Origin of the sequence: Kitasatospora sp. NPDC057198, assembly GCF_042670125.1 — a bacterium.
GTDB lineage: Bacteria > Actinomycetota > Actinomycetes > Streptomycetales > Streptomycetaceae > Kitasatospora.
Genome location: NZ_JBHUWH010000238.1, coordinates 1 through 11,726, shown reverse-complemented (window position 1 = coordinate 11,726; position 11,726 = coordinate 1). Strand labels below are relative to the sequence as shown.

At 76.0% G+C, this 11,726-nt stretch carries 12 protein-coding genes; 9 read left to right on the top strand and 3 right to left on the bottom strand.

Annotated features, from left to right (window positions below; genetic code table 11):
* Positions 1-240: 240 nt before the first annotated feature.
* A complete protein-coding gene (def, locus tag ACFUEL_RS24375) occupies positions 241-888 on the bottom strand; it encodes a peptide deformylase (RefSeq protein WP_380238878.1) in 648 nt (215 codons plus the stop codon).
* 121 nt (positions 889-1,009) lie between these two features.
* Between def and ACFUEL_RS24370 the strand changes: the two genes are divergently transcribed.
* From ACFUEL_RS24370 to ACFUEL_RS24340, 7 genes are all read left to right on the top strand, one after another.
* Positions 1,010-1,510, top strand: a complete 501-nt coding sequence (locus ACFUEL_RS24370; RefSeq protein WP_380238879.1) for a winged helix-turn-helix domain-containing protein — start codon at positions 1,010-1,012, stop codon at positions 1,508-1,510.
* A gap of 137 nt (positions 1,511-1,647) precedes the next feature.
* On the top strand, positions 1,648-2,388 hold the full coding sequence (locus ACFUEL_RS24365) for a hypothetical protein (RefSeq protein WP_380238877.1): 741 nt from the start codon (positions 1,648-1,650) through the stop codon (positions 2,386-2,388).
* Positions 2,388-4,220 carry an asparagine synthase (glutamine-hydrolyzing) gene (asnB, locus tag ACFUEL_RS24360; protein WP_380238876.1) on the top strand — a complete coding sequence of 611 codons (1,833 nt, stop codon included), beginning with the start codon at positions 2,388-2,390 and terminating at the stop codon, positions 4,218-4,220. The genes ACFUEL_RS24365 and asnB overlap by 1 nt, the downstream gene beginning before the upstream one ends.
* Positions 4,217-4,771, top strand: coding sequence for a flavin reductase family protein (locus ACFUEL_RS24355; RefSeq protein ID WP_380238875.1), 555 nt, complete (start codon positions 4,217-4,219; stop codon positions 4,769-4,771). Before asnB ends, ACFUEL_RS24355 begins: the two co-directional genes overlap by 4 nt.
* A complete protein-coding gene (locus tag ACFUEL_RS24350; protein ID WP_380238874.1) occupies positions 4,768-6,273 on the top strand; it encodes a 4-hydroxyphenylacetate 3-hydroxylase N-terminal domain-containing protein in 1,506 nt (501 codons plus the stop codon). Before ACFUEL_RS24355 ends, ACFUEL_RS24350 begins: the two co-directional genes overlap by 4 nt.
* Positions 6,270-7,154, top strand: coding sequence for a class I SAM-dependent methyltransferase (locus ACFUEL_RS24345; RefSeq protein ID WP_380238873.1), 885 nt, complete (start codon positions 6,270-6,272; stop codon positions 7,152-7,154). The genes ACFUEL_RS24350 and ACFUEL_RS24345 overlap by 4 nt, the downstream gene beginning before the upstream one ends.
* 49 nt (positions 7,155-7,203) lie before the next feature.
* A complete protein-coding gene (locus ACFUEL_RS24340) occupies positions 7,204-8,082 on the top strand; it encodes a helix-turn-helix domain-containing protein (protein WP_380238872.1) in 879 nt (292 codons plus the stop codon).
* Positions 8,083-8,085: 3 nt separating this feature from the next.
* Here ACFUEL_RS24340 and ACFUEL_RS24335 read toward each other — a convergent pair whose 3' ends face one another.
* Positions 8,086-8,982 carry an NAD-dependent epimerase/dehydratase family protein gene (locus ACFUEL_RS24335; protein ID WP_380238871.1) on the bottom strand — a complete coding sequence of 299 codons (897 nt, stop codon included), beginning with the start codon at positions 8,980-8,982 and terminating at the stop codon, positions 8,086-8,088.
* 122 nt (positions 8,983-9,104) lie between these two features.
* Between ACFUEL_RS24335 and ACFUEL_RS24330 the strand changes: the two genes are divergently transcribed.
* Positions 9,105-10,055, top strand: a complete 951-nt coding sequence (locus tag ACFUEL_RS24330; RefSeq protein ID WP_380238870.1) for a GlxA family transcriptional regulator — start codon at positions 9,105-9,107, stop codon at positions 10,053-10,055.
* A 61-nt stretch (positions 10,056-10,116) separates the two neighbouring features.
* Here the strand turns inward: ACFUEL_RS24330 and ACFUEL_RS24325 are convergent, their stop codons facing one another.
* Positions 10,117-11,286: an AI-2E family transporter gene (locus tag ACFUEL_RS24325; RefSeq protein WP_380238869.1), complete on the bottom strand. Its 1,170-nt coding sequence runs from the start codon at positions 11,284-11,286 to the stop codon at positions 10,117-10,119.
* A 311-nt stretch (positions 11,287-11,597) separates the two neighbouring features.
* Between ACFUEL_RS24325 and ACFUEL_RS24320 the strand changes: the two genes are divergently transcribed.
* Positions 11,598-11,723 (top strand): hypothetical protein, encoded by a 126-nt coding sequence (locus tag ACFUEL_RS24320; protein WP_380238868.1) that lies wholly within the window; start codon positions 11,598-11,600, stop codon positions 11,721-11,723.
* Positions 11,724-11,726: the final 3 nt, after the last annotated feature.

Here is an 11,726-nt window from a genome sequence, read left to right as displayed (position 1 = left end):
CTACGCCGTCCGCCACGGCCTGGCCGGCTGACCGCGCGAACCCGGCCCCGGTCGGCGGAAGAACCGGAGCCGACCGGGGCCGGCAGTCGACCTCCCTGCTGACGACGCTACTTGCCCAACCGGACAGCACTGTCGGCCCGCCGGCCGAAGGCCCCTGCCCGCGATCAGCCACCCCCGGAGCTCCGGCCTCCGACCACGGGCGACGGGCCGACCGCCCCGCCCCGAACCGCCCTGTCCCGGCTACTTGCCCAACCGGGCCGCGTTGGCAGCCCGCCGGTCGAAAGCCTCCTGCCTGCGGTCGGCCATCTCCCGCAGGGCGGACTTGCGGTCGCGGGCGGCCAGCCGGTCGAGGTAGAGGCGGCCGTGGAGGTGGTCGGTCTCGTGCTGGAGGCAGCGGGCGAAGTAGCCGCGGCCCTCGATGACCAGGGGGTCGCCGTGCTGGTCCCGGCCGCGGACGACGGCGTGGTCGGGGCGGGCGAGGGTGCGGTAGGGGCCGGGGACGGAGAGGCAGCCCTCCGGTTCCTCCAGGAGGCGGCGGCCGGCGGCGGGGGTCTCGTCGAGGACGGGGTTGGCGATGTGGCCGACGTGCCGGATGCCCCAGTCGTCGGTGATGTCCCAGACGAACAGCCGCAGGTCGACGTCGACCTGGTTGGCGGCGAGCCCGGCGCCCTCCGCGGTGTGGTTGGTGGCGAACATGTCGTCGATCAGCCGGGCCAGTCCGGGGGTTCCGAACTCGGTGACGGGACGGCAGGGCCGGTGCAGGACCTCCTCGCCGACGACGGTGATCCGGCGCACCGCCCCGCGCTCGGTCTCGGGGGCGAGCACCGGGTACGCGTCCACGGGAACGCCCTGCACCCGGACCCGGCGGTCCGGCGGGGTGGCTGCCATCGGGGGTGTCCTCTCACTGGCCCGTCCGGCTGACGGCTTGTCAGCGGCTTTGCAAAGTAGCACGCTTTGCAAAGTGACCGAAGAGACGAACAGCCCCGACCCGACCGGCACCGCCGACGGCATCGCCGATGGCCCCGCCGACGGCACCGCCCGCCCCACCCCGGAGCGGGTCCGCCGCCCGCTGCCCGACCACCCGGTGCGCCTGGCCCTGCTGGACCTGCTGGCCGAGACGGGCACCGCGACCGCCACCGGGGCCGCCGCCCGGCTGGGGCTCAGTTCGGGGCTGTGCTCCTTCCACCTGCGGCAGCTGGCCCGCTACGGCCTGGTCGAGGAGGTTCCGACCCGAGCCGGCCGGTCCCGGCCCTGGCGGCTGCGCTGGGGCTCCCCCGACCAGCCGTCCGCACACCCCGCCCCCGTCGCGCACCGCGCCGACCCGCTCGCCCCCGTCGCGCACCGCGCCGACCCGCTCGCCGCCGTCCTGCACCTCACCCCCGGCGAGGCCGCCGAACTGGCCGACACCGTACGGGAGTTGTTCGACGCCTACGCCCGCCGCACCCCGCCCCCGGCGGGCGCCGTGCCGTACGCGGTCGCCGCCCGGGTGCTGCCGCTGCTGCCCGGCTGAGGGGTGCCCCGGGTCGCCGCCGGGGGCGACGAAGGTCGCCCCGCGGGTAGCCGTTCGGGGCTTCTGGGGGTGGCCGGGCGGTCCCTAGCGTGGCGGTGACAGAGCACCTGCGGGCCGTTGCGGAGGGAGAGCACCTGATGGGCGTCGACGGAGCGGGGCCGGGGCGGCGGGTGGTGGTGCTGCCGGTGGGGGTGGCGGGCGGCGGCGGTGACTGGGGCCGCTCGCCGTACCGGTCGATGCCGGAGGCCGAGCGCTCCGCGCTGTGGCGCCGGCGGCTGCACGAGGCGGAGGCCGGGCTGACCCGGTACCTGGTGTCGCTGGGCGACCAGCCGCAACTGGCGGAGTGGTTCGCGCTGCAGGGCGAGATCTTCGCCGACCTGCCGGAGGAGTCGGCGCCCTCGGCGCAGTGGCAGCGGCTGTTCTTCCGCGGCCAGGCGCTGATGGAGCGCTTCCTGGTGCGCCGCTACGGCGAGGGGGTGCTGGCGGCCTGGGCGGCGTCCAACGCCGAGGTGCACCGCACCGTCGAGCCGGACCACGGCCGGGGCGCGGCGGACCCGATCCACCGGATCGCCCGGCAGGCCGAACTGTACGGCTCCGATTACGAGTTCGACGAGGAGCGGCCGCCGGGCCGGGAGCGGGCCGGGCTGACGATCACGCACTGTGCGATCTGGGACTACCGGGAGCAGGCCCGGCGCAGCGGCGTGACGATCACGCTGGCCTCGCCGTGCACGTACTGCACGCACGCGCTGTCGGCGAACATCCGCGCCAAGGGCTTCCGCCCGGCGCACCGGCTGCACTCCGGGCCGGCCGGCCACGGCTGCCACTGGGAGGCGAGCGCCGGGTCCGAGGGCACCGACGAGGGAACGGGGGCGGTCTGATGTGCGGAGTGACCGGATGGCTGGACTGGGCGGACGACCTGCGGCTGCGCGCCGCCGCGGTCCGCCGGATGACCGGGACGCTCGCCTGCCGGGGCCCGGACGCCGACGGCGTGTGGCTGTCGCGGCACGCGGCGCTCGGCCACACCCGGCTGGCGGTGATCGACCCGGACGGCGGCGTGCAGCCGTTCGCGGACACCGATCCCGCCGCCCGCGCGGTGCTGGCGTACAACGGCGAGCTGTACAACTCCCGTGAGCTGCGTGCCGAGTTGGAGGCGCACGGGCACGTGTTCCGGACCCGCTCGGACACCGAGGTGGTGCTCCGCGCCCACCTGCAGTGGGGGCACCGGGCGCCGGCCCGGTTCAACGGGATCTTCGGGTACGCGCTGTGGGACGTCCGGCGGGAGGAACTCCTGCTGGTGCGCGACCACTTGGGCATCAAGCCGCTGTACTGGCACCGGCACGCCAGCGGGGTACTGTTCGGCTCCGAGCCGAAGGCCGTGCTGGCGAACCCCCTGCTGCCCGCCGAGTTGGACGCCGAGGGGGTCGCCGAGCTGTTCGCGCTGCCCGCCGCGCCCAGCGCCGGCCACGGCCTGTTCCGCGGCCTGCACGAGGTGCGCCCCGGCCACCTGGTGCTCGCCACCCGGCACGCGGTGCGCGAACTGCGGTACTGGCAGCTGGAGTCGGCGCCGCACACCGACGACGAGCCGACCACCCGGGCGCACGTGCGGGCGCTGCTGGCCGACGCGGTGGAGCGCCAGCTGGTCAGCGACGTCCCGCTGTGCACCCTGCTGTCCGGCGGCGTCGACTCCTCGGCGATCACCGCACTGGCCGCCGCCGCCCGGGAACGCCGCGGCCAGGGCAAGATCACCAGTTTCTCGGTGGACTTCCCCGGCAGCGCCGACCGCGCCCCGGACGCCTGGCGCACCGGCCAGGACGCCCCGTTCGTGCGGGCCGCCGCCGAGCACATCGGCACCGTGCACACCAGCGTGCTGATCCCCGACGACGACCTGCTGGAGGCCCGCGACGCGGTGCTGCGGGCCCGCGACCGGCCCGGCTGGGGCGAGATGGACGCCTCGCTGCACCTGCTGTTCCGCGAGGTGCGCCGCCGCTCCACCGTCGCACTGTCCGGCGAGGCCGCCGACGAGGTCTTCGGCGGCTACCCCTACTTCCACGACGCCCCGGCGCTCGCCTCCGGCACCTTCCCCTGGCTGCACGGGCGCACCACCCCGGCCGCGCTGCTGCGCCCGGAGGTGCGCGCCGAGGTCCGGCCCGCCGAGTACACCGCGGCCGCCCACCGGGCCTCGCTGGCCTCGGTGCCCCGGCTGGACGGGGAGGGCGCGGCGGAGGCGAAGGTCCGGGAGACCTTCCACCTGGCGCTGACCCGCTGGCTGCCGCCGCTGCTGGACCGGGTCGACCGGGTGTCGATGTCGGTCGGCCTGGAGGTGCGGGTGCCGTTCTGCGACCACCGCCTGGTGGAGTACCTGTGGAACGTGCCGTGGGCGCTGAAGTCGCCCGGCGGCCGCGCCAAGGGCCTGCTGCGCGACGCGGTGCGCGACCTGCTGCCGCCGCAGGTCGCCGACCGCCCGAAGTCCGGCTACCCGTCGACGCCCGCCGTCCGCTACACCGAGGTGCTCACCGCACGGGCCCGCGAGCTGCTCGCCGACCCGGCCGCCCCGGTCTTCGAGCTGGTCGACCGGGAGCTGGTGCGCGCCCACCTGGCCGAGGGCCGCCCGCTGCCGGGCCCGCGCACCGCGCCCAACCCGGTCGGCGGCCTGGACCACCTGGTACAGGTCGACGAGTGGCTGCGCGCCTACCGGGTGGCGCTGCGGTGAGCGCGCCGACGCGCACCGCCGTGGCGCCGGACGCGCTGCGGGCCGCCGCCCGGCACTGGCCGACCGGGGTGGCGGTGCTGACCGCGCGGTGGGGCGGCGAGGAGCACGCCAAGACGGTCTCCTCGTTCACCACCCTCTCGCTCGACCCGCCGCTGGTCGGTGTCGCGCTCTCCCCGCGCAGCCCGCTGGTGGCGGCCGTGCGCGGCTCCGGACGGTTCGCCGTCAGCGTTCTGACGGACCGTCAGGGGGCGTTGGCCCGGCGCTTCGCGACCCCGGGCGCGGGCCGGGCGGCCGGCGGGTTCGCCGAGCTGCCGGTGCGCCCCGACCCCGCCGGCGGGCCCGTTCCGGCCGGGGCGGCGGCCTGGTTCGCGGCCGAGCTGCACGCCGAACTGCCGGTCGGTGACCACGTGTTGCTGGTCGGCCGGGTGACGGCGGTCGGCGCGGACGGCGGCCGCCCGCTGCTGCACCACGCCGCCCGCTACCGGCTGCTCGGCCCGGAGATCCCGTCCGGCAATCCAACTTCCGTCCCCACCAGAGGAGTCGGCGCATGACCCTGCTGTCCCCGGCCCCGCGCGGCCTGCTCACCGGTGACCGCTACCGGGCCGAACTCGACGACGGCCGCGAGCTGTACCTGGACGGGCAGCGCGTCGCCGATCCGGCCTCGCACCCGGCGTTCCGGCCCGCCGCCGACGAGTTGGCCCGGCTGCTGGACCTCCAGCACGAGCCCGAGCACCGCGAGCTGCTGACCTGGAAGGACCCGGACAGCGGCCTGCGGCTGGCCCGCGCCTACCAACCGCCCACCACCCTGGAGGAGTTGCGCGTCCAGCGGCGCAGCGCCGAGTTCTGGCACGCACAGGCGCTCGGCCAGCAGGGCCGCTCGCCGGCGTTCATGGCCTCGATCGCGGTGGGCGTGCACGACTTCCGGCACCGGCTGGCCGCCGCCGACCCGCGCTTCGGCGCCAACGCCGAAGCCTGGTACCGGCATTGCGCGCAGAACGACCTGGTGCTGTCGCACGCGCTGGGCGACCCGCAGATCGACCGCTCGGCGAGCCCGCTGGACGACCCGGACCTGGCGCTGCGGGTGCTGGAGGAGAACGGGCGCGGCATCGTGGTGCGCGGCGCCAAGCAGTTGACCACGCTGGCACCGCTGGCCCACGAGGTGCTGGTGTACCTGTCGGCGTCGTTCACCGACGACCGGGCCGAGAAGTTCGTGGTCTGGTTCGCACTGCCGCTGAACGCCCCGGGCCTGATCACGCTGGCCCGCGAGCCGCTCGGCGCCGCCCCCTGGGGCCACCGGCACCCGGTCGGCGCCCGGTACGACGAGCAGGACGCGATGCTGTTCTTCGACGACGTCCTGGTGCCGTGGGAGCGGGTGTTCCTGCTGCGCGACGCCGCGCTGGCCCGCGAGGGCCTGGGCCGGATCAACGCCTGGAGCGCGTACGTCGGCCACGTCCGCTACCGGGAGCGGCTGCGCACCCTGCTGGCCACCGCGACGCTGCTGGCCGAGGCGATCGGCGTCGACGGGTTCCGCAACGTCCAGGAGGACCTGGGCCGGCTCGCCGGGTACGCCGAACTGACCGGCTACTTCCTGGACGCCGCCGAGAACCGCGGCGCGCCCACCGACTCCGGCCTGTTCGCGCCCGGCGACACCTTCGCCTCCCGGGTCTGGTCGGCCGAGGTGGCGGGCGACGCGGTCGAGATCGTCCGCCGGATCGGCGCCTCCGGCCTGCTGATGCAGCCCTCCCCCGGCGACCTCGCCCACCCGAGGCTGCGCCCGCACCTGGAACGCTACATGCGCGGCCGCGGCACCGGCGTGGAGCGCAAGTCCCGGCTGTTCCGGCTCGCCTGGGAGCTGACCGGCGACGGCTTCGGCCAGCGCCAGGACCTCTACGAGTACGTCCACCGCGGCGACCTGGCCCGCAACCGGATCACCGTCTACCACCGCCACGACCAGTCCGAGGCCCGAGCCCGGCTGCTCGCCCTGCTCGACACCCCTGACACCCCTGACACCCCTGACACCACCGGCACCGATGACCAGGAGGCCCGCGCGTGAGCCCGTCCGCCGTCGAGATCCAGGCCCGCACCCTCGCCGGGTACGCCGACGCCAGCCGCCTGCGCCAGGTCCGGGACCGCGACTGGGTGCTGGACCGGGTCACCGGCAGCCCCGAGGTGCTGGTCGACCTCGGCAGCGGCATCGGCCAGTTGCTGGAGAGCGCCCTGGAGCGCTTCCCCTCGCTGCGGCTGGCCGTCGGCCTGGAGCGCTCCGAGCACCGGATCGCCGAGGCGGGCCACCGCCTGGCCCGGTACGGGGCGCGCGCCGAACTGCACCGGGCCGACCTGACCGCGCCCGAACCGCTGCCGCACCGCGCCCAGGTGATCACCCAGACCTCGGTGCTGCACTGGCTGTACCCCGACGAGGACCGGGTCTTCGCCTGGGTCGCCGCCCACCTCGCCCCCGGCGGGCGCTTCCTGCTCACCACCTACCACCCGGCCCGCGACGCCCACGGCCTGGGCGGCGAGGACGAGTTGGTGCGCGAGGCGCTCGACGCGCTCGGCACCCCCGCCGCGCGGGTGCCCGCGCTGCTCGCCGCGCACGGCGTGCTGCCGATCGCCACCCGCACCCGCACCGTCGACGAGCTGCTCGGCGTCCTCGCCCCGCACCTGGCCGTCGCCGGGCACGCCGAACGGGACGCGGTGGTCACCGTCGACTCCGCCGAGCAGTACGAGCACTTCCACGCCGCTACCTTCGGCGACTACTACGCGCAGGTCCTCCCCGCGGAGCGCCGCGCCGACTTCTACCGGGCCGTCGGCGCCGCCGCCTGGCGCCGGCAGGGCGAACTGGGGCACGTCAGCCAGATGCCCGTTCGGCTCTGGGAGTTGGCGCAACGTGAGGAGTTTGTTGCAGGATCCGGAACCGGCCCGCTCCCGGCCTAACCTGGAACTGGCGTACCGAGCGAACCACCCGCGACGAGGAGCGAGCACCGTGTCCACCCCCGCCACCGGCCAGGAACTCGGCGCGTTCCTGCGCGCCCACCGCGAACTCCTCCAGCCCGCCGACGTCGGACTCACCGCCACCGCCCGGCGGCGCACCCCCGGGCTGCGCCGCGAGGAGGTCGCCTCACTGTCCGGCGTCGGCCTCGCCTGGTACACCTGGCTCGAACAGGGCCGCGTCACCGCCTCCCGGCAGGTCCTGGAGGCGGTGGCGCGCGCCCTGCGGCTGGAGCCGGCGGGCCTGCGGCACGCGATGCGGCTGGCCGGCTACCACGAGCCCGTTCCCGCCGACACCGACCGCAGCGCCGCCGGACGGCTGGCCGCCGCCGTCCGCCCCGTCCTCGACTCCTGGCCCGCCAGCCCCGCCGCCCTGCTCGACCGGCACTTCGACCTGCTGGCCTGGAACGCCGCCTGGAGCGCGCTGTGGGGCTCCCCCGAGCGCGTCCCCGCCGACCGCCGCAACCTGATGTGGCTGCTGGCCGTCGACCACCGGCTGCGCGAGGTCCTGCCCGACTGGGAGCCGCTGGCGATGAACGTCTTCCAGCACTTCCGCGCCCAGGCCGGCCCCGCCCTCGCCGACCCGCGCACCGACGAGCTCTACCGCCGCCTGGAGAGCGACGCCCCCGAACTGCGGCACTGGTGGGGCTGCCACTCGGTGGCCGAACTCACCGCCCGCACCGTCCGGGCCACCCCGCCCGGCCTCGACCCCGTCCGCCTCACCCTCAGCTCCTTCCACCCGGTCGACGACCCGTCCGCGCTGGTCGTCCTGTTCACCCCGGCGGCCCCCGCCGACGCCGCCCGGATGGCCGGGCTGACGGCGGCGCAGGAGGCGGGCGGCACCGAACTGCTGGCGGCCGGGGCGGGCCGCTGAGCCTCAGCCCGCCAGTGCCGTGCGCAGCGGCGCGGCCTCCAGCCCGAAGGCCGCGCGCAGCTCGCCGTCGTCCACCACGAACGGCCGCTCCGCCATGTAGCCCATCTCCGCGAACTCCCGCCACAGCGGGTCGCCGAACGCCAGCAGCGCCAGCTCCCGTTCGGTGAGCTGCTCCAGGCGCGGTTCGGGCGCCCCGTGCAGCGCGGCCAGTTCGGTCGCGGCGGCCCGCACCGTGGTGGTGATCACCGGGGCGTGCCAGGCCCGCCCCCAGGCCCGGTCGTCGCGGGCGACCGCGACCAGCGCCGCGGCGACGTCCTCGGTGTACGAGAAGGAGTGCGCCGCGTCGGGGTTGCCGTGCACCAGGGCAAGTTCGCCGTCCAGGACCCGGGGCGCCACCAGCAGCGCGAACGGCGAGAACGCGCCCGCGCCCAGGTACTGCCCGGCCCGCACCTCGGTGACCCGCAGCCGCCCCTCGGCGTGCGCCCGCTCGGCCCGCCGCCACAGCTCGGCGCGCACCCGCCCCTTGCGGGTGCGGGCCAGCAGCGGGGTCCGCTCGGTCACCGGGCCCGCGGTCGGCCCGTAGCCGTACAGGTTGCCGAGCATCACGTAGTCGGCCCCGGCCCGCTCGGTCGCCGCGAGGATCGAGTCGAACAGCGGCGGCATGGTCTGCGGCCAGGTGTGGTACGCGGTCATGGCGGCGTTGAAGACGGTGTCCGCCCCGGCCAGCACCTCGGCCAACTCCCCGGTGCGGCCCGCGTCCAGGGCGATCCGCTCGATGCCCGGGTGCTCCGGCCCGCCGCCCCCGCGGGTCACCAGGCGGACCTGCTCGCCGCGTTCGGCGAGCTGCCTGGCGGTCGCGGCCCCGGTCGCGCCCGCTCCGATGACGACTGCTCCGGCCATGGTGGTGCCTCCTTGCTCGGGTGGGGATCGTGGTCGCGGGGGCCCTCCGCCCGGCCAACTCTGCCGTGCGGAACGGGGGTAGGGTCAGTGGCCCGATAGCCACGGAGTCCAAGGATCCAGCCATGCACCGCGTCGCCGTCCTGGCCGTCCCGCCCGTCAAGCCCTTCGACCTGTCCATGCCCTCGGTGCTGTTCGACGCCGCGGTCTCGGACGGGCGCCCGTGCTACACCGTCACGGTCTGCACGCCCGTGCCCGGGGTGCTGCCCGGACACGGCGGCATCGACGTCGTCGTCCGGCACGGCCTGGAGGCCGTCGCCGCCGCGGACACCGTGGTCGTCCCCTCCACCGCCAGCCGCCACGACGCCGACCCGGCCGCCCTCGACGCCCTGCGGCAGGCCGCCGCCGCGGGCAAGCGGATCGCCTCGATCTGCACCGGCGCCTTCGTCCTCGCCCAGGCCGGACTGCTCGACGGCCGCACCGCCACCACCCACTGGGGCCTCGCCGACGAACTGCAACGCGCCTTCCCCGCCGTCCGGGTGGACGCCGACCGGCTGTTCGCCGTGGACGGCCCGGTGGTCACCGGCGCGGGCTCCGCCGCCGGCCTCGACCTGTGCCTGCACCTGATCGCCTCCGACCACGGCGCGGCCGTCGCCAACGCGGCCGCCCGCGCCGCCGTCGTCACCCCCGTCCGCCAGGGCGGCCAGGCCCAGTTCGTCAGCACCCCGCTGCCCGCCCGCACCGACTCCCCGCTCGACGCCGCCCGCGTCTGGGCCCTGCAGCACCTCGACCGGCCGATCTCCCTCGCCGAGCTCGCCGCCCGGGCCCGCACCAGCGTGCGGACCCTGACCCGGCGCTTCGCCGCCGAGACCGGCAGCACACCCTTCCAGTGGCTGCTCCAGCAGCGCCTGCTGCGGGCCCGCGAACTCCTGGAGACCACCGACCTCACCGTCGACCAGGTCGCCGACCGCAGTGGCCTCGGCTCCGGCGAGTCCCTCCGCCAGCACCTGGGCCGCCACCTCGGCATGACCCCGGCCGCCTACCGCAACGCCTTCCGCCACCCCGGCCGCGCCTGATCCTCCCTCTTCGGATCCGGCCGGGCACCCGCCGCCGGCGCCCGCCGCCGGGCCGGGTCGGTCAGCGGTGGTCGAGGTGGGGGAAGACGAACTCGTCCAGCAGCAGGCCGAGGGCGACCGCGGCCGGGACGGCGACCAGGGCGCCGACGATGCCCAGCAGCGCGCCGCCGACCAGGACGGCCACGACGGTGACGAAGGGGTGGACGTCGACGGCGAACTTCATCGTCCGCGGCATGATCAGGTAGTCCTCCAGCAGCCGGAAGCCGATGTAGAAGCCGGCCGTGGCCAGGGCCACCGGCCAGGAGACCGCGAGGGCGACCAGGCTGACGACGATGCCGCCGATGGTGGAGCCGACGATCGGCACCAGGTCCATCAGGGCCACGAACACGCCGAGGGCGGCGGCGTAGGGCACGCCGACGGCGGCGCACCACACCGCGGTGGCCAGGCCCGCGATCGCGGAGGTGACCAGGTTGCCCAGCATGTAGCGCCCGGTGCGGGCGAGGATCTCCTCGGTGAGCTCGCGGGCCCGGCCGCGGTGGCTGCCCTTCACGAAGCGGTAGCAGAACTCCTTGATGTCGGGCATCCCGGCCATCAGGTACAGGGTCACGGTGACGACCACGGTGATCGAGGTGACGGTGTCCAGCAGCAGGCGTCCGGCGCCCAGCACCCCGCCCATCAGACCGGGGCCGCCGCTGCCGCCGAGGGCGTTCTTGGCCTGTTCGGCGAGGTGGAAGCGGTCCTCGATCCGGCCGAGCGCCGAGTGGTGGTCGTGCACCTGGTCCAGCCAGAGCGGGACGCGCCGGGCCAGCACGCCGGCCTCCTGGCCGACCGGGGGGACGACCAGCAGCAGGAAGCCCGCGGCCAGCAGCAGGAAGACGCCGAGCACGGCGGCCACCGCCCAGCCGCGCCGCAGCCGGCGCCGGCACAGCGCGGCGACGACCGGTTCCAGGCTCACCGCGACGAAGACGGAGAGCAGCAGCAGGGTCAGGAACTCCTCCAGGCGCAGCAGTTGGCGGAAGAGGAACCAGCCGGTGAGCGCGCCGAGCGCCAGCCGCAGGCCGGTGGAGAACCCGGGACGCCGGGTCGGGGCGGGGTGTCGGCCGGGCGCCGCGGACGGCGGGGGGTCGGCCTCGGGCGCGGTCGGGGCGGCGTCGGGGGGCACCAGCAGCCGCCGGCGGATCCCGTCGGCGGCGCCGGTGGTGACGACGCGCAGTCCCGGTGGCATCTTCATGGTCTCGTCGGTCCGTTCCGCTCGCGGGCCTGTGGGTACCGTCCGGTTGCCCCGTCGCACCGGGTCGAAGCGCCCCCCCGGGGGGCGCTCCGGGAGCGCTCCGGGGACGCTCCGTGCGCGGGCGGGCGGGCGGTCGGATGCCCCGGGTCGGCCGGAAGATTCCTCCGAATATCCGGCGCGGCCCGGGGCAGCAGGGGCCGTGACAGTCGAGTCCCTGGAGGTCGTCGTGGTTCCCCTGCTGCTGGTCCTGCTCCTCGGCCTCATCCGTGTCGCCGTCATCGTCGTCCGCCGACGGGCTCGGCGTGGGACGTGTGTCCTCTTCGATGCGGCAACGCGGCTCGATCACGGCGCGCGCGGTCGCCGTGGCCTTCGTCGTCTTGGTACTGGCGATCACCGAACTGCCGACGGTCTTGTTCGTCTCGACCTTCACGGTGTAGGAG